This window comes from Croceicoccus esteveae, from assembly GCF_031846435.1.
Classification (GTDB): domain Bacteria; phylum Pseudomonadota; class Alphaproteobacteria; order Sphingomonadales; family Sphingomonadaceae; genus Croceicoccus; species Croceicoccus esteveae.
Map to the genome: position 1 here is coordinate 168,662 of NZ_JAVRHS010000001.1, position 17,269 is coordinate 185,930.

General features: G+C 60.0%; 15 protein-coding genes. 11 read left to right on the plus strand and 4 right to left on the minus strand.

What is annotated here, in order from left to right; all coding sequences use genetic code 11:
* Positions 1–56: 56 nt before the first annotated feature.
* The 6 genes from RM533_RS00770 to RM533_RS00795 all read left to right on the plus strand — a co-directional run bounded on the left by RM533_RS00770 (position 57) and on the right by RM533_RS00795 (position 5,244).
* Positions 57–578: a flagella basal body P-ring formation protein FlgA gene (locus RM533_RS00770; RefSeq protein WP_311339277.1), complete on the plus strand. Its 522-nt coding sequence runs from the start codon at positions 57–59 to the stop codon at positions 576–578.
* A gap of 73 nt (positions 579–651) precedes the next feature.
* A complete protein-coding gene (locus RM533_RS00775; protein ID WP_311339278.1) occupies positions 652–948 on the plus strand; it encodes a flagellar biosynthesis anti-sigma factor FlgM in 297 nt (98 codons plus the stop codon).
* Between the two features lie 17 nt (positions 949–965).
* On the plus strand, positions 966–1,310 hold the full coding sequence (locus RM533_RS00780) for a flagellar protein FlgN (RefSeq protein ID WP_311339279.1): 345 nt from the start codon (positions 966–968) through the stop codon (positions 1,308–1,310).
* Positions 1,311–1,433: 123 nt separating this feature from the next.
* Positions 1,434–2,387, plus strand: coding sequence for a lytic transglycosylase domain-containing protein (locus RM533_RS00785; protein WP_311339280.1), 954 nt, complete (start codon positions 1,434–1,436; stop codon positions 2,385–2,387).
* On the plus strand, positions 2,384–4,531 hold the full coding sequence (locus RM533_RS00790; protein ID WP_432264999.1) for a flagellar biosynthesis protein FlhA: 2,148 nt from the start codon (positions 2,384–2,386) through the stop codon (positions 4,529–4,531). The genes RM533_RS00785 and RM533_RS00790 overlap by 4 nt, the downstream gene beginning before the upstream one ends.
* Entirely contained in the window at positions 4,528–5,244 is a 717-nt protein-coding gene (locus tag RM533_RS00795) for a sigma-70 family RNA polymerase sigma factor (protein ID WP_311339281.1), read from the plus strand. The genes RM533_RS00790 and RM533_RS00795 overlap by 4 nt, the downstream gene beginning before the upstream one ends.
* A 6-nt stretch (positions 5,245–5,250) precedes the next feature.
* Here RM533_RS00795 and RM533_RS00800 read toward each other — a convergent pair whose 3' ends face one another.
* On the minus strand, positions 5,251–5,898 hold the full coding sequence (locus RM533_RS00800; RefSeq protein WP_311339282.1) for a TetR/AcrR family transcriptional regulator: 648 nt from the start codon (positions 5,896–5,898) through the stop codon (positions 5,251–5,253).
* A gap of 111 nt (positions 5,899–6,009) precedes the next feature.
* On the opposite strand from RM533_RS00800, the gene RM533_RS00805 reads away from it, so the two are divergent.
* The 5 genes from RM533_RS00805 to RM533_RS00825 all read left to right on the plus strand — a co-directional run bounded on the left by RM533_RS00805 (position 6,010) and on the right by RM533_RS00825 (position 13,774).
* The gene (locus tag RM533_RS00805; protein ID WP_432265011.1) at positions 6,010–8,379 is read left to right on the plus strand and encodes a TonB-dependent receptor; all 2,370 of its coding nucleotides are present in this window, start codon (positions 6,010–6,012) and stop codon (positions 8,377–8,379) included.
* A 29-nt stretch (positions 8,380–8,408) separates the two neighbouring features.
* On the plus strand, positions 8,409–9,293 hold the full coding sequence (locus tag RM533_RS00810) for an alpha/beta fold hydrolase (protein ID WP_311339283.1): 885 nt from the start codon (positions 8,409–8,411) through the stop codon (positions 9,291–9,293).
* Positions 9,290–10,576 (plus strand): spinster family MFS transporter, encoded by a 1,287-nt coding sequence (locus RM533_RS00815; protein ID WP_311339284.1) that lies wholly within the window; start codon positions 9,290–9,292, stop codon positions 10,574–10,576. The genes RM533_RS00810 and RM533_RS00815 overlap by 4 nt, the downstream gene beginning before the upstream one ends.
* A gap of 142 nt (positions 10,577–10,718) precedes the next feature.
* Complete coding sequence (locus RM533_RS00820; protein ID WP_311339687.1) at positions 10,719–11,582, plus strand: mechanosensitive ion channel family protein; 864 nt, start codon at positions 10,719–10,721, stop codon at positions 11,580–11,582.
* Positions 11,583–12,130: 548 nt separating this feature from the next.
* A complete protein-coding gene (locus tag RM533_RS00825; protein WP_311339285.1) occupies positions 12,131–13,774 on the plus strand; it encodes a lysine--tRNA ligase in 1,644 nt (547 codons plus the stop codon).
* A gap of 3 nt (positions 13,775–13,777) precedes the next feature.
* Here RM533_RS00825 and RM533_RS00830 read toward each other — a convergent pair whose 3' ends face one another.
* From RM533_RS00830 to ettA, 3 genes are all read right to left on the minus strand, one after another.
* A complete protein-coding gene (locus RM533_RS00830) occupies positions 13,778–14,452 on the minus strand; it encodes a prolyl hydroxylase family protein (protein WP_311339286.1) in 675 nt (224 codons plus the stop codon).
* 130 nt (positions 14,453–14,582) lie between these two features.
* Positions 14,583–15,422, minus strand: a complete 840-nt coding sequence (locus tag RM533_RS00835; protein WP_311339287.1) for an RcnB family protein — start codon at positions 15,420–15,422, stop codon at positions 14,583–14,585.
* A 138-nt stretch (positions 15,423–15,560) separates the two neighbouring features.
* Positions 15,561–17,243, minus strand: coding sequence for an energy-dependent translational throttle protein EttA (ettA, locus tag RM533_RS00840; RefSeq protein WP_311339288.1), 1,683 nt, complete (start codon positions 17,241–17,243; stop codon positions 15,561–15,563).
* Positions 17,244–17,269: the final 26 nt, after the last annotated feature.

Sequence of the window (17,269 nt, forward strand, 5' to 3'; positions counted from 1 at the left end):
GCTCACGCTCCAGAACCGGGCTGCACATGGGCAGGCCATCGGCAAGCGGAGCGCAAATGACCTACAGCATTGCAACATACGCCATCTTCTGTTCGCTTGTGCTGGCTTCAGCGGGCAGCAGCATCGCTCAGGCGCAAACCCGACCCTATGCCGATCTTGTCGAAGTCGATGCTGCCGTAGCGCAGTTTACCGGCGCAGGCATCGGGCATGCCGGAGGGGCGCGGCAGCAGGTCGACCGGCGGCTGAGGTTGAAGCCGTGCAGCACACAGCTTGTCCTTGCCTGGCATGGCTCGTCACGCGATACCGTCAAGGTGGAATGCGGCGACAGTCAAGGCTGGCGCATTTTTGTCGCAATCACGCCAGACGAGGCGGCAAGTGCCGCCACCACCAAGCTGATTGGTCGTGGAGACAGGGTTACTGTTGCCGTCCATGGCCGCGGCTTTACCGTTACCCAAACGGGGGAGGCCATGGACGCCGGCGCCAAGGGTGACTGGATCCGTGTGCGTGCCACGGGCGCAAAAGAGCCGGTGCGGGCTATGGTGGAGCAACCGGGCCTAGCCATCATTCCGGCAGGCTGATTTTCAAGCTTAACAATTTTCGCTGCCAGTCGTCCTGAAATACAAAGGTAAATGTTCTGCGAGGAGTAATGTGATGGGACGTGTGGATATAACAGGCATAGCCGGTGCTACCCCGATCCGTGCCATCGACCGGCGTGATGGCACTGCGATCAGCGTTCCGGACAGCAAATCAACCGCTGCTGTGACCCGTGCCGACCCCGGACTCAGGGTGGAAACGACTGCCGGACTTCTGTCTGCCCAAGCACCAGTCAACGCGGAGCGGGTTCAGCAGATCCGCGACGCGTTGCGCGAAGGCACCTACCCGCTTGTTCCTGCCAAAATTGCCGATGCGATGATCGCCGCCCGTCTGATGCTGGGCAATGCAGAGTGACACCAGGAGCTGAGCATTTGACAGGCAACGCCTCGCTCTGCGATCGGTTGCGGCAGATGATTGCCGTTCTCCACGACGAGCGGCAAGCGCTTGCCGCTCTTGATCTTGAAGGTCTGGTCGCTGCGACCCAATCGAAGCAGGATCTGTGCACTAGGCTTGACGAGCTGGGTGCCGCCAGCAATCAGCTGGACGCGGAGTGCGTTGGCCTGGTTCAATCCGCCCGTCAGATCAACGAGGTCAATCGGCGGATACGCAATATTCTTGCCGCCAATGTCGCGGCACGGTTGGAAGTCATGACAGGTGCTGCCGGATTATATCGGCCGCGTACCGATTATGCCCGACTGCCAGCCCTCGCCGGGTGACTTGCAATGATTACCCGTAGATTTTCCATGTAAAGGAAGCGGACTGACCGGAAGCCGTCGTACGAAAAAGCGATTTGGCACGGTCCTTGCTTCATGCCTCCCGTAGCAAAACGGGATCTTCACTTGAGCAATTCGCTTTCCCCTGATGGACAGGCGCGACCCACGCCGGCGCAGCCATCGCACATCAGCTCACGCGGGCTGTCCTCGCTTGATCGCAGTCGGGTGGCCATCGCCAATGCCGCGCAACGCACCGGGGTAGACTTCAACTACCTGCTGGCACAGGCGAAGCTGGAATCAAGCCTTGATCCTGCCGCACGGGCGCGCAGTTCAAGCGCGGCAGGGCTGTATCAATTCATCGACACCACGTGGCTTGCAACACTGGACCGCCATGGCGCTGCGCTCGGCCTTGGTCATGCAGCGGCGGCTGTGGAGCACCGCGACGGACGTCATGTCATATCCGATCCTGTCCTGCGGAACGAGATCATGGCGTTGCGGCACGATCCGCAAGCCTCCGCTTTGCTGGCAGGGGCATTGGCCAACGACAATCGAGCTGCGCTTTCGCCCGTTCTGGGCAGGGAGCCGGACGCGGCAGAACTTTATCTGGCGCATTTTCTCGGGGCTGGTGGGGCGACCCGCTTTCTCACTGCCATGTCGCAGGATCCGACCCAGTCCGCAGTGTCGCTGCTGCCAGCGCCGGCTGCTGCCAACCGGGGGATTTTCTTCCATCCAGCTGGCAATGGCCGATCCTTGGGTGAAGTCATGGCCCTGCTGCGCGACAAGATGAGCACGGCAATGGAAAGCGATCAAATACCGGCAGGATCGTTGCAGACTGCGCCATTGCGCTTTGCCGCAGCGGCAGCGGAGCATGCCGGCTATGGGCCGGGCACGCAGGCCTTGGGCTATTCCATACAGAACCATGGTCTTTCGCCGGCAGCGCAGCCGACCGGCGCTGCTCCTGCAAGACCGCTCACCATGGCCGAAACGCTTCACCGCCAGTTTGCGCTCGGCGGCGCAGGGCAGGGCGGACCGCGCCATGTGCGTACCGCATACGCTAAATTGCAGGCATTCGGCATATGAACGTGCCTCAGCCAACGCCTGACAAAAGCGCGGTGTCGCCCCTGGCTGGCCTGTCACCGGCCGCGCTGGCGTTGCCGGTCGGCATTCTGGCGCTGATTGTCCTGATGGTGCTGCCAATTCCGGTGGTGATGCTTGATCTGTTCTTCGTGCTCAACATAGCCTTGTCGGTGGCGATATTGATGGCAGCGATGAACGCGCGTCGGCCGCTTGATTTTTCCTCGTTTCCATCTGTCCTCCTGTTTGCAACGCTTCTGCGTCTTGCGCTCAATGTGGCGTCAACGCGGATCGTGCTGGTGAAAGGCCATGAGGGCAGCGGAGCGGCCGGGCAGGTCATCGAAAGCTTCGGGCAGTTTCTTGTCGCCGGCAACTTTGCTGTCGGGCTGTTTGTTTTCGTTATCCTGCTTATCATCAACATGGTGGTGATTACCAAGGGTGCAGGGCGTGTCTCCGAGGTCAGCGCCCGGTTTACGCTCGACGCTCTGCCGGGCAAGCAGATGGCCATCGACAGCGACATCGCTGCCGGACTGATGACAGCAGAAGAAGCCAAGGCAAAACGGGCCGAGGTCGCTACCGAAGCTGATTTTTATGGCGCGATGGATGGCGCTTCCAAGTTCGTGAAAGGCGACGCAATCGCCGCCCTGCTGATCCTTGGCGTAAACATCATTGCAGGGTTCTGCCTTGGCATGATCAGCCATGGACTGAGTGCAGGTGAGGCGGCGCAGACATACATCACACTGGCCGTGGGCGATGCGCTGGTGGCGCAGGTGCCTGCTTTGCTGCTTTCCATAGCCGCTGCCGTCATCGTCACGCGGGTCGCCGACAAAAGCGATCTGGCCGGGCACATTGGGGGTCAGTTCGCCGATCCACGCAGCTGGATGCCCGTGGCCGTGGTGCTTGGCGCACTCGGCATGATCCCCGCCATGCCGCAAAGCATATTCCTGCCTGCTGCTGCCCTTGCGTTGTGGGTGACGCTTGCGCTGCGCAAACGTGCCCTGCGCCCTGCCGAAGTGTCCGAACCGGCACAAGCACCATCCCCGCACGCGATCGCCATCCAGGACGTCAGTGACCAGACGCTGGTTACTATCGAGCTTGGCTATGGCCTGGTGCATCTCGTCGACGCCAACCGAGGCGCGGCGCTGGTCGCGCGCATCACCGGCGTGCGCAAGCAGCTGTCGCAGGCATTTGGCTTCATTGTCTCGCAGTTTCGCGTTCGGGACTCTGCCGAGCTTGATGCTGCGGCCTACCGTGTGCTGCTTGGCGGAGTAGAACAGGGACGCGGGACAATACGGGCAGACCGTGTCCTGGCAATAGACGTGGGCGACGTACGCGATGGCCATCTCCTCGAGGGGGAGGCGACCCGCGACCCCAGCTTTGACTGCCCTGCCTTGTGGATAGATGCAGGCGAGCGCGACCTTGCCATTGCCGAAGGTTTCCTGACCGTGGATCCTGCAACCGTTATTGCAACCCATCTCAATCAATTGCTGCTGCGCCGTCCCGAAACGCTGCTCGGCACCGAGGAGGTCCGTGAGTTGCTCGACGCTGTCAAGGAGCGGTCGCCGGGCCTGATTGATGCAATTCACCCCGACCCGCTTTCGCTGGCGGCGATGACCCGCCTGCTTCGGGCTCTGCTTGCCGACGGGATCAGCCTGGCGCATCCCCTGCCGATCTTCTCGAGCATCGTGCTGGCTCTGCAGCATACGCAGCAGTTCGAAGCGCTGGTTGACTGCATCAGGATTGATCTGGGCGGCTGGCTTGTGGACCAGGTGTGTCCGGCAGGCAATCGGCTGCCGGTTGTAACGCTTGATGCGCAGCTGGAAAGTTCCATCCTGCAGGGTTTGCGCGATCCGGCAACAGGACAGCCCCTCATCGAGCCTGATCTTGCAGCACGCATCGCCGACAGCGTGAGTGCCATTGCAGCAGGATTGGGGGAAGGACGTCCGCTGGCGATGATCGTGCAGCCGCCCGCTCGACGGGTAATTGCTGCGTTGTTGCGGCAACGCGGCTCCGACTGCTTGGTGCTCTCCCTTCCTGAACTGCCGGCGACGCAGCCGATCGAAGTTATTTCGGTAATCGGCGGCGCCAGCGGCGGCGGCGCATCGACGATGCTGGCCACGCCCGAACCCTCTACGGAGCTTGCTGCATGAAGCACAACCATTCCGCTTTTCTTGCTGTTGCCGGTTACAACTGCCGGGACAAGGCAGAAGATCGTATCCGCCGCTTCCTGCCGATGGTCCACAAGGCGGCGTGGCACATCCATGGCGGCGGTCGTGACGGGCTCGAGGTCGAGGATCTGGTGCAGGCTGGACTGGTCGTGCTGACGGAATGTGCAAGGCGGCATACCGGCGATACGGAAGACGGGTTTGCCGCCTATGCCAAGATCCGCGTGCGTGGCGCGATGTTCGATCTTGTGCGCAGGACGTTGCCTGGATCACGCAATGGTCGCCGGCGGCATCGGCTGCAGCAGGATGCGCGAGATCAGCTGCGACAGGAACTGGGGCGCGAGCCGGTCCAGACCGAAGTTGCCGAACGGCTCTGCATCGATGTCTCGGTGCTCGCGGATCAGCACAGCCAGCCTGTACACATCACGTCGCTCGACGATGGCTACGACGATCATGCGCCCGGTTTTGCCGATGACGCGCCGGATGCGTTCACACTGCTCAGCCAGGATCAGGACGGGCAGCTATTGACCCGGGCAATCTCCACCCTGGCGGAGCGGCAGCAGCTTGTCCTGCAGCTTTACTTCATCGAGGAGATGAACCTTGCCGAGATTGCCGCCATACTGGAAGTGAGCGTGCCGCGCGTACACCAGATCAAGGCATCTGCGCTGAACGTCCTGAAGAAAATTCTGGAGCCATAAGCCGCGTCATTGCGGCTGGCGTTGATCCGGGCCGTGGCTGCAGGCAATGCCATCGCGCAGGATCCCGTTCGCTGTCCTGGCTATTTTCTCGATTGGCGCCTCATCGTCCCAGATTGCATATCGCAGGCCCAGAAAGACATTCATTCCCATGATCGCCCAGGCATGGTCTTCATCAAGCCCCGCACGCAGTTCACCTGTTTCCATTCCGGCGCGCAGCCGCTGAAGGATGCGGGCAGCGGTGCTTTCGTAATGTTCACGGTAGCTGGCGGGATCGACAAATTCTGCCTCATCGATAATCCGGTAGATCTCCTTTTGCTCGCGCGAGAAAGCAAGAAAGCCCGCGAGTGCGGCTTCCTCCACTGCCAGCGCGCCGGTAACCCTTGCAACACTGTTGGCGCTGCGTGAGCGCACCTGGGCGCTAAGGTCGCTGACCAGCGCCTTGAAAATAGCGTTCTTGGAATCGAAGTACGTGTAAAAACTGCCAAGCGCGATGCCTGCGCGGCGCGTGATATCGCTGATGGATGCATCATGGAAACCGCGCTCGCCGAATTCCGCTGCCGCAGCATCGAGAAGTTTGCGCAAGGTCCTGCGCCCGCGCTCCGTGCGAGGCTCACGAGGGGTGCTGTCCCTAGGAGAGGATGAGGAAACTGCCATGCAATCTGCCGCTAATCTCGCAAGGGAGCTGTGGCAAACTTAAATGTTGAAAACCGGTTCACCTTTCACTAACCCCGAACAGGGATAATATGGTTTGCGGGGGAGTTGATGATGAAAAAGATGATCGTGCTGGCAACAGGCATGAGCGGACTGGTAGTCCTCGCGGGTGGAGCTGCCAATCCGGTCATGGCGCAGGAAATTGCCGCCGACGCCAACAGCGCGGATGCTGCCCAGGAATTTCAGGATGAGGGTGCGATCATCGTGACTGCTCGGCGGCGCGAGGAGCGGCTGGTCGACGTGCCGATTGCGGTCACTGCTTACAGCGGGGAACAATTGCTGCAACGCGGAGCGACCGATGTCACCGATATCGCGCAAACCACACCCAACACGACGCTCGAGGCGTCACGTGGCACCAATTCCACTCTCACTGCCTTCATTCGCGGCGTGGGCCAGCAGGATCCTGTCTCGGGGTTTGAGCAGGGTGTCGGCATCTATCTCGACGATGTCTATCTCAACCGTCCACAGGCAGCGGTGCTGGATATTTACGAAGTTGAGCGGATCGAGGTGCTCCGCGGTCCTCAGGGTACGCTTTATGGCCGCAATACCATTGGTGGTGCAGTCAAATACGTGACCCGTCAGCTGCCGCAGGAATTCTCCCTGAAGGCGCGGGCGGCATACGGCAGCTATAATCAGATCGACGGCATCGTCACTGCGTCGGCACCTTTGAACGACATCGTGCGGGTGGGCGGTTCGGTGGCACGATTGACGCGCGACGGGTTTGGGGAGAACCTGACCACCGGTCTTGATAATTACGACAAGGATATCTGGGCGGGACGCGCAAGTGTAGAGCTTGGCGGATATGGCGAGCCGGTGCTGATCCGGCTGACAGGCGATTACACCAAGGACAAGAGCAATCCACGCGGCGGCCATCGCCTGGTCGTCGGGCAGCTTTCCAATGCGCCTGTGCTCAGCGACGTTTATGACACGCGCGGCGGATTGATCGATCCTGCGCAGGAAGTCGAAGCCTATGGGCTGTCGATGAACGTCAGTGCCGACCTTGGCGCAGGATTGACGCTGCGCTCGATCAGCGCGTGGCGCCAGGATGACAGCGCTTCTCCCATTGATTTCGACGCATTGCCTGCGGTCGATGTCGATGTGCCTGCGTTTTACCGCAACGAGCAGCTGAGTCAGGAAGTGCAGCTGCTTTATGACGACGGCGGCGCGCTGCAGGGCTTGATTGGGTTTTACTATCTCGATGCAAAGGCCGATACACAGTTCGACGTTCGCCTGTTTACAACCCTTGCCGGGCTGACCGGCTTTACAGAAGCGAATGTGGACACCGAAACCTACGCTGTATTTGGCGACTTCACGTTCGATCTTACCGAGCAATTCAGCCTGTCGGTTGGCGGGCGTTATACCTGGGACGAGCGGACCGGCAGCATCTTGCGCCAGAATTACCTGGGCGGCGGCTCACCCGTGTTTGGCGGAGCCGGCGTTCCATTCGGAAGTCCGCTGACCAATTTCAATGGCAAGGAAGATTACAGGAAATTCACGCCGCGGGCATCCTTGAGCTTCCAGCCAACGATCGATCACAATCTGTATGCAAGCTATTCCAAGGGTTTCAAGGGCGGCGGTTTCGATCCGCGCGGTGTCGGAGTAAATGCGCCCGATCTCGATGGCAATAGCCTCCTGTCCGACGCGGAAATCTCCGACTTTCTGAGCTTCGATCCTGAAACGGTGGAAAGCTACGAGATCGGCTACAAGGGCAATTTGCTCAACGGTGATCTGTATGTCGCACTGGCCGCGTTCCGCATGGATTATACAGACGTGCAGATTCCAGGCTCCGTCGCCTGCGTCGCAAATGGCATCCCGACGTTCTGCGGTGTTGTCTCTAATGCGGGCAAGGCCCGGTTCCAGGGAGTTGAGGTCGAAGCCAATGCCCGTTTGGCCCGCGATCTGCTGACAGGTGGTGACCGGATGAACCTGGCGCTGTCGGGGGGCTACATCGATGCCAAATACAAGGAGTACATCACCAATATCGCAGGTCTGGGACCAACGGACGTAGCCGATTTCAGGCAAGTGCAGAACACGCCTGAATTTACCGGCAGCGCGACATTGTCCTACTCCACCGATCTTGGTGACGGGGAGTTGGCAGTGTCGGGCACAGGATCGTACCGGTCGAAAACCTATCAGTTCGAGATTCCCAACCCGTTCTTCGACCAGGACGGCTATGCCCTGTTCGATGCCAACATCGTCTATACCGCGCCAGGTGACCGGTTCAGCATCGGCCTTCATGGCAAGAACCTCCTGGACAAGCGTTACAAGACTTCGGGTTACACTTTTGTCGCTGCCGATCCGATCACCGGCGATCTTGCGCTTAATAACGGACAGGTCATTCCGACGCTTGGCAAGGAAGGCACATTGACAGCCTTCTACGGCAATCCGCGGCAGGTGTTCGTATCGGCCACGGTCAATTTCTGAGCCGCAGCGGGCTCTGCAGGAGACGTGCTGTGCGTGAATGGATCCCCGTCCGCTACAAAAGCGCAGATGACCGGCTCCAACTGTTCGCCCGCGATTATCCGGCCGACGGCCCGACGCTGCTGCTGATGCACGGGCTGACACGCAACAGTGCGGATTTCGAGCCGCTCATCAGCCATCTGGATGAGAGGTTCCGCCTGATTGTGCCGGATCAGCGAGGGCGGGGGCTGTCTGATCCCGATCCCGATCCTGCCAACTACCGGCTCGATGTTTATGCATCGGACATGTTCGCGCTGATGGGAAAGCTCGATATCGGCAGGGCTGGCTTGATCGGAACATCCATGGGCGGATTGATGGCCATGATGATGGGCACCACGGCACCGGCGATGGTGTCGTGCATCGTGCTCAACGATATCGGCCCGCAGGTGGAGCAGGAGGGGCTTGATCGCATCCGTGGCTATGTCGGGCCTGTCGGTACCTTTGGTTCCTGGGGGGAGGCTGCACAGGCCTGTGCCGAGATCAACGGCGACGCATTCCCTTCATGGGGGGATGCAGACTGGCTCGCGTTCGCACATCGCACATGCACGAGAACTGCGTCAGGACAGATCCGCTTTGCCTATGACCCTGCAATTGCCGGACAGGAGCAGGAGAGTGACGGCGGTGACGATGAGCACGGCGCTGGGCTTGTGCCTGCCGATCTGTGGCCGCTGTGGGATGCGCTGGACCCGCTGCCCATCCTGGCACTGCGGGGCGCGTTGAGTGATCTGTTGTCAGCACAGACGGTCGCCACAATGGCGCAGCGGCATTCCGGACCGTTCCGAGCAGTCGAGATCGCGGGTGTCGGCCATGCACCCATGCTGGATGAAGCGGCGGCACGGGCTGCCATCGGGTCCTTCCTGCAAAGGCATGCCGGATGAGCGCTGCCGCGCCTGCTTCGCTCGGACCCGCGCCACAGGTGGCAGGCCGTCGCGGCGTCGTGCTGGCAATGCTGTTGCTGGTTTATATTTTCAATTTTCTTGATCGGCAGATCCTGTCGATCCTCGCAGCGCCGGTTCAGGCCGAACTTGGCCTCGATGATGCACAGATGGGGCTGCTGGGCGGCGTCTCCTTCGCCATTCTCTATTCCACGCTGGCGGTGCCGCTTGCATGGCTTGCCGATCGAACCAGCCGAAGCTGGGTCATAACCGTCAGCCTTGTGGTGTGGAGCGGCTTTACCGCCCTGTGCGGTCTGGCCGGTTCCTTCTGGCAGATATTCCTTGCGCGGCTTGGCGTTGGTGTTGGCGAGGCCGGTGGGGTGGCGCCTTCCTATGCCATCATCGGTGACTACTTTCCTTCCGGGCAGCGGGCATTCGCATTGTCCATCTATTCGCTGGGTATTCCGGTCGGCTCTGCCGCCGGCGTGCTGGCAGGCGGCTACATCGCCGCGATGCTGGACTGGCGGCTGGCGTTTTTCGCGGTCGGGATCTGCGGCATAGTGATTGCTCCGTTCTTCAAGCTTCTGGTGAAGGACTTGCCCAGGCCTGCTGCTGTCACACAGGAGACAAATGGGCGCAGTTTGCGCCAGGTGGCAGGAACGCTGGCGCACAAGCCTTCGTTCTGGTTGCTGTCGCTTGGAGCAGCCAGCGGGTCGATGCTCGGGTATGGGATCGCCTTCTGGTTGCCCAGCCTGCTGCAGCGAAGCTTCGACCTGTCGCTGGTCGAGACGTCCCAGTTCTTTGGTGCGGTACTGTTGCTTGGCGGGGTTGCGGGGGTTCTGGCCGGCGGATGGCTCGGTGACAGGCTGGGCACGCGCGATCGGGCCTGGTATGGCTGGTTGCCGGCGATTGCCTATGTGACAGGCGTGCCGCTGTTCGCGCTTGGCATTGCCAGCGACAATGTTGGTTTCGCGTTTGCCATGTTCCTGCTGCCACAGGCGCTTGCCTATATCTGGCTCGGGCCTGTGCTCACTGCAGTGCAACATCTGGTTCCTCCGCCGGAACGGGCGACTGCATCGGCGCTGTTCCTGCTCATCAACAATCTGCTCGGGTTGGGCGGTGGCATCTATGCGCTTGGCGCCCTGTCCACTTTGTTAACTCCGGTGTACGCAGATGAGGCGCTGCGGTACTCCATGTTGTATTCGCTGACGCTTTACCTGCTGGCAGGCACCTTGATGGCACTGGCCGGCAGATATTTGCGAAAGGAGTGGGTCGCAGAAGCCTGAAACTAGCGACCGGGCCATCTTGCGGCGGCGCAGGCAGCGTAGATCCTTTCCATCCTGTTCAAGCTGCCGGTTGCCAAGCGCGTCTGCTGCGGTCAGGAACAGATGCCATCATCTGGATCACGGGACAGCGCAATTGAACTACATGCAGACTTTGCAGGAACAGACGCAATCCATGCTGCGCGCGGCAATTGCCACCTTGCCCAGCCTTGCAATAGCCATCGTCGTGTTGATCATCACCTGGTTGATCGCGCGCTCTGCCATTCGCATCGTTGACTGGATCACGGGCAGCACCACCTTGCGGCCGAGCCTGCGCAAGCTCATCGAAACCCTGGTGAAGCTGGGCATATGGATTGCCGGGGTCATGATCGCAGCAACCATTATCCTGCCTGGGCTCAACCCTGCCAATCTGATCGCAGGGCTTGGCATTGGCGCGCTTGCGATCGGCTTTGCATTTCAGGATGTGTTTGAGAACTTCCTTGCCGGCGTGCTGATCATGTTGCGTGAAAAGATGCGTATGGGCGATCTCATCGAAGTGGAGGGGGTGATCGGCAAGGTTGAGAACATCACCTTGCGCGAAACGCATATCCGTCAGCTCTCGAACGAGCTGACGATCATGCCCAACGCCATGCTGTTCAAGAACCCGGTGCGGATCCTGACCGACGATGTGGTTCGGCGCGACGAGATCGTCGTAGGGGTTTCCTACGATACCGACCTTGACCATGCCGCAAGCATAATAGCAGCGGCAGTCAGATCCATTGACGATGTCACTCAGGATCGGGCGATCGATGTCTTTGCGCAGGAGTTCAATTCAAGTTCGGTGGATTTCCTTGTTCGCTGGTGGACCGCATCACCGGCACGGGACATGCGTGCGACACGCGACAGCATCGTGCGTGCGATCAAGCGGGCGTTGGACGATGCCCAGATCGAAATTCCTTTCCCTTACGTGACGAACACCTTCAAGGAGCCGCTTGTGCTGAAACGACGTGAGGCCGATCGCCCAGAATAATCCGTTCAGCGGGATTGTGTCATGCGTCCATTATATGTTCAGCGCATTTGGGAGCGTCATCTTACAACTCAGCGAATGGGATACAGGGCAGGTTTTCCAGGCAGGCCGACAATCTGCGCACGCCGCTTGGGCACAAGCGCGTTCCCTGTTGCCCGCAGATCAAGATGCGAATGACTGATGCACAATCCCTCGCCCTGAGGTTCTGGAGTGACCATGCCCCCGGCTCTGATCTGTCAATCCTCGAACCCTTTGGCGACAGGCGCGAGGCTTGCCGCCATGGTAATGCACGCTTGATTGCAGCGCTGCGATCAGTTCCGCTCGCATCCTAACGGTGAATTGAAGCCGTAATGCGCGTTACATGCTCCTGACGCTTTGAAGACATGTCCCGCGCCGTCCTTGCCAAGGCGCTTTGCCATGCGCAGATGCCGTCTCGTTGGTAGCGACACTCTTCCTGCACGAATAGCTGATCGACCGAGGTGGTGCGTGCCTGTTCCTGCCCGATAGGCACATGCTTGCTATTGCGCCGGGCTCGCGCCATTGAGCTGAAGATGAATCCTGCATCTGTACCGCTCCAGCACGTGGCCGCCCAATCGAAGGCCTGGCCGTTCGAAGAGGCCCGCCGGGTGTTGAAGCGTTTTCCCGATGGCAAGCGGGATGCCGACGGGGAACTGGTCCCTGTGCTCTTCGAAACAGGATACGGCCCAAGCGGTCTGCCGCATATCGGAACTTTTCAGGAGGTATTGCGCACGACGCTGGTGCGGCGTGCGTATGAAACGCTGACGGACGGGCATCCCACACGTCTGGTGGCTTTCTCGGATGACATGGACGGGCTGCGCAAAGTGCCTGACAATGTCCCCGATCCGTCCGGTCTTGAAGCTTGGCTTGGCAGACCGCTAAGCCGCATTCCGGATCCGTTCGGCACCCACGCGAGCTTTGCCGCGCACAACAACGCCATGCTGTGTTCGTTTCTCGACCGTTTCGGCTTCGATTACGAGTTTGTCGCGGCATCCAGCGCTTATGACAGCGGCCAGTTCGACGATGCGCTGAAGAACGTGCTGCGTAATTTCGATGCCATCATGGATATCATGATCCCGACCCTGCGCGCAGAACGCGCTGCCACCTATTCGCCAGTCCTGCCGATCAGCCCGTCAAGCGGTGCGGTGCTGCAAGTGCCGGTCGAGGTTCTCGATGCCGAGACAGGCATGATCCGCTTTGCAGACGAAGGGCAGACAGTCGAGCAGTGCATCCTCGGCGGACAGGCCAAGCTGCAATGGAAGGTCGATTGGGCGATGCGCTGGGTAACGCTTGGCGTCGATTACGAAATGTACGGGAAAGACCTCACCGACAGCGGCACCCAGTCCGGCAAGATTGCCAGGGTCCTCGGCGGTCGCAAGCCCGAAGGGCTCATTTACGAGTTGTTTCTCGACGCGAAGGGCGAAAAGATCTCGAAGTCCAGGGGGAACGGGCTCACCATCGATGAATGGCTTGCCTATGGCAGTGAGGAGAGCTTGGGCTTCTACATCTATCGTGAGCCCAAGCGCGCGAAACAGCTGCACATGGGGGTTATTCCCCGCGCGGTGGACGAATATTGGCAATTCCGGGAAAAGCTTGGCGAGCAGACGCCGGACCAGCAAGTTGGCAACCCCGTATGGCATCTCCTGCGGGCAAATCTGCGAGGTGATGTTGCAGACACGCCCGGTGCCGGCGATGCCTTGCCTGTCACTTACGGCCTGTTGCTGAATCTGGTCAGTGTATTGGGCGTGCAGGCCGACGCGGATCAGATGTGGTCTTATCTGCGCAACTACCACCCGGGCGCAGATCCGCAGCAACACCCCGAACTGGAGATCCTTATTGATCGTGCGCTTGCCTACAATCGTGCGTTTCTGCTGCCCCAGATCAGCCGCCGCCCGCCCGAGGCGCAAGAGGCCGTAGCACTGCAGGCCCTGTCCGCAGCATTGCGGAAGATGGATGAAGATGTAACGGCCGAAACGCTGCAAACCGCAGTTTATGAAATCGGCAAGCGGCCAGAGCTCGGATTTGACAACCTGCGCGACTGGTTCCGGATGCTTTACGAAGTGCTGCTCGGAAGCTCGGAAGGCCCGCGCATGGGCAGTTTCATAGCGCTTTACGGCGTGCAGAACACCTTACGCCTTATCGACAATGCCTTGACACAGGCGGCATCAACCGACTGAGCATCAGTACCATTTGCGGCTGCGGTACCACCGGGTGACGACATATTTCACGCCGGCATTGACGGGAGTTCCGGCATGCAGCGTCGCTGCATTGGGACTGCCGTCATCAAGGGCATTGTTCCAAGCGACCAGGGTGCCGGTCTGCGGCGGAATGGAAATGTTCGCGCGCGGGAAATGCGTAGCGCCACCATCCTCGACCTCGTTGAGGTAAACCATCAGCGTCCAGGCCCGCTGTCCGCCGGCCGCGACTTCACCCTGCCAATAATCCTCATTGACATCAAACCAGTCATGATGCGCCTTGAACTCCTGTCCCGGTTCGTAGCGTTGACCCTGCAGCGTTTCGCCAAACGAGCCATCGACTCCGAGCAGATCGTCCATCCGCCGGTGCAGCATCCTGATGAACGGGTCGTCGGTGTTCATGTCGCCCGAGTAGCTGGTGCGTGCCGCGCGTCCAAAATCGACATTGAAGACAGGTGAGGGACGCGCCACCTTATCGATAAATGTGCGCAGCCGATCGCATTCCTCTATTGAGAAGAACTCGGCGATGCCGAACAGCTGCAGTTCCTCGTTCACGAGCTGCTGGACACTGGCGTCTCCACGCAGGCGCGTGAGCACATGCCGGTTCATGGCGGCAATCTCTTGCTGATTTTCCATGTCAATGCGCGAAAGCCGGGCCATGTGCTGCTCTATCAGGACAGAAGATCGCTACGCAATGCGCTGCTCTGCGCAGGGTGGTCAACCCCGCGCGATAGTTTGTGTGATGAACTACGGCCGCGATATTATCTTCGCGGCCGTAGCGTTTGCGCTTTTACCAGAAGAAGTCATTCACAACATCCACCACCCGGCCATTGTATGCATTGACCAGCAGCACGTCGTCGTAATAGCGGATCCACCGGTATGCACCAGACACCGGCGGCAACCGGTAACGCCACGGATCGTTCAGTGCATAGCGGGGATGCAGAAAGGATGAGCCGATGGTGATGCCGATAAACGGCCGCCGGTAGCGGTAATCGCGATGAGGCGGGTAATAGCGCCCGGGGCGATAAATATGCCTGTTTTGCTGCCGGTAGCGCTGCCAGTCATAGCGTCGGTCCTGACGCCAACGATTTGTAGTGCCATACCGATGATCATTGTTGCGGTAGTTGTTTCCCCACTGGGAGCGCGGCTCGCGCCTGTCCTGCCAGTCACGCTGGTTCTGCCAGTCACGCCGGTCCTGCCGATCGCCCCGGTTTTGCCAAGCCGGCCTGTCCTGCCATTCCTGGCGAGTTTGCGTGCGTTGATCGCGGCGCTGCTGCCTGTAATCGGATCGTTCCTGCCGAAGCTCGCGTGCCGGCCGATCGCGCGGCGCGATGACCGTCGTTCCGGAAGGGCTTGATGTCCGCTGATTGAGTTGCTGTGGGCGATCCTGCCGCCAGTTGCGCACTGGCACACTATCCTGCATCACCTGGCGCTGCGGGCGGCGGGCACTTTCGCGTTGTGATGACGGGCGAGCATCGATACGCTCGGGCAAAGCCGTTCCTGCCGGTGAGCGTCCCACGCTCGCCCGGTGACTTGGCGTGTCGTAAGACTGCGCGATCGCCGGCGTGAAGATGAGAACACTGCCCAAAGTGGCCAGCATTGCTATTGTTCTGTATCTCGTGTCCGGCATTTCGATGCTCTCCACCCGTTGCATATCGCAAGACACGATTTGCATGCAATGATGGTATAAACGGGCATCGCTGTCGAGCACCTGAACCGCATCGTCAGCCAGGGTCAAGGCTGACGATGCGGCAGGGCACGCAGATCGTCAGTCGCGCGTCAGTTTCTTGTAGGCAAGCCGGGTCGGACGGTCGGCTGCGTCACCAAGCCGCCGGCGCTTGTCCTCTTCATAGCTTTCGAAATTGCCTTCGAACCACTCGACATGGCTGTCGCCTTCAAATGCCAGGATATGCGTCGCCAGCCGGTCAAGGAAGAAGCGGTCATGGCTGATGACCACGGCACAACCGGCAAAGTTCTCGATCGCGTCCTCAAGCGCGCCCAATGTCTCGACATCGAGATCGTTGGTCGGCTCGTCGAGCAGCAGGACATTGCCACCTTCCTTCAGCATCTTGGCCATATGCACGCGGTTGCGTTCACCGCCCGACAGCTTGCCGACGTTCTTCTGCTGGTCCGCGCCTTTGAAATTGAACGCACCGACATAGGCGCGGGTTGAGGTGTCGTGCCCGTTCACTTGCATGTAATCGTGACCGCCCGAGATTTCCTCCCACACATTATGCGAAGGATCGAGTTGGTCGCGGCTCTGGTCAACGAAGCCCAGATGAACGGTGTCGCCGATATCCACCGCGCCGTCATCGGGCGTTTCCTTGCCGGTCAGGATCTTGAACAAAGTGGATTTGCCCGCGCCGTTCGGCCCGATCACGCCCACGATGCCGCCCGGTGGCAGGGTGAAGGACAGATCCTCGAACAACAGCTTGTCACCGTATGATTTGGTCAGACTTTTGGCTTCGATCACCTTGCCGCCCAGCCGTTCGGGTACCTGGATGACGATCTGCGCCTTGCCGGGTTTACGGTTGGCCTGCGCGTCCTGAAGTTGCTCGAACTTGCGGATGCGGGCCTTGGACTTGGTCTGGCGCGCCTTGGGGCTTTGCCGGATCCAGTCCAGTTCTTCCTTCAGGGCCTTTTGCCGGCCGCTTTCCTCACGCTCTTCCTGTCCCAGCCGCTTGGCCTTTTTCTCCAGATAGGTGGAGTAATTGCCTTCGTACGGGAAGTACTTGCCCCGGTCGAGTTCGAGGATCCATTCCACCACATTATCAAGGAAATAGCGATCGTGCGTGATCATCAGCACGGCGCCTGCATATTCCTTCAGATGGTTTTCCAGCCACTCGACACTTTCGGCATCGAGGTGGTTGGTAGGCTCGTCGAGCAGCAGGATAGATGGTTTCTGGATCAGCAGCCGGGTGAGCGCCACACGCCGCTTTTCACCGCCCGACAGGCTGTCCACCGACCAGTCGCCAGGCGGGCAACGCAAGGCCTCCATTGCGATTTCAAGCTGGTTGTCGAGCGTCCAGCCGTCCACCGCATCGATCTTTTCCTGCAACGTGCCCATTTCTTCCATTAGCGCGTCGAAATCCGCGTCTTCGGGCGGATCGGCCATGATGTTTGAAATCTCGTTGAACCGATCGACCAGATCGGCGGTTTCGCGCGCACCGTCCTTCACGTTTTCCAGCACAGTCTTGGACGCATCAAGCTCCGGCTCCTGCGCCAGATAGCCAACCGTGATGTATTCGCCCGGCCAGGCTTCGCCGGTGTAGTCGGTGTCGATACCGGCCATGATCTTCATCAGCGTCGATTTGCCGACGCCGTTTGGCCCGACGATGCCGATCTTGGCGCCCTGATAGAATTGCAGGTTGATATCGGACAGCACCGGCTTTTGGGCGCCGGGAAAACTCTTGGTCATGTTCTTCATGACATATGCGTATTGGGCGGCCATGCGTCGTCCTCGCCTTGTCGGTCGTG

What these genes read in the sequence shown, in the direction of transcription:
- RM533_RS00790 (WP_432264999.1), top strand. Translation starts at nt 2,384, where the DNA reads ATGAACGTGCCTCAGCCAACGCCTGACAAAAGCGCGGTGTCGCCCCTG.
- RM533_RS00770 (WP_311339277.1), top strand. Translation starts at nt 57, where the DNA reads ATGACCTACAGCATTGCAACATACGCCATCTTCTGTTCGCTTGTGCTG.
- RM533_RS00825 (WP_311339285.1), top strand. Translation starts at nt 12,131, where the DNA reads ATGAATCCTGCATCTGTACCGCTCCAGCACGTGGCCGCCCAATCGAAG.
- ettA (WP_311339288.1), bottom strand. Translation starts at nt 17,243, where the DNA reads ATGGCCGCCCAATACGCATATGTCATGAAGAACATGACCAAGAGTTTT.
- RM533_RS00795 (WP_311339281.1), top strand. Translation starts at nt 4,528, where the DNA reads ATGAAGCACAACCATTCCGCTTTTCTTGCTGTTGCCGGTTACAACTGC.
- RM533_RS00775 (WP_311339278.1), top strand. Translation starts at nt 652, where the DNA reads ATGGGACGTGTGGATATAACAGGCATAGCCGGTGCTACCCCGATCCGT.
- RM533_RS00835 (WP_311339287.1), bottom strand. Translation starts at nt 15,422, where the DNA reads ATGCCGGACACGAGATACAGAACAATAGCAATGCTGGCCACTTTGGGC.
- RM533_RS00800 (WP_311339282.1), bottom strand. Translation starts at nt 5,898, where the DNA reads ATGGCAGTTTCCTCATCCTCTCCTAGGGACAGCACCCCTCGTGAGCCT.
- RM533_RS00830 (WP_311339286.1), bottom strand. Translation starts at nt 14,452, where the DNA reads ATGGCCCGGCTTTCGCGCATTGACATGGAAAATCAGCAAGAGATTGCC.
- RM533_RS00820 (WP_311339687.1), top strand. Translation starts at nt 10,719, where the DNA reads ATGCAGACTTTGCAGGAACAGACGCAATCCATGCTGCGCGCGGCAATT.
- RM533_RS00815 (WP_311339284.1), top strand. Translation starts at nt 9,290, where the DNA reads ATGAGCGCTGCCGCGCCTGCTTCGCTCGGACCCGCGCCACAGGTGGCA.
- RM533_RS00805 (WP_432265011.1), top strand. Translation starts at nt 6,010, where the DNA reads ATGAAAAAGATGATCGTGCTGGCAACAGGCATGAGCGGACTGGTAGTC.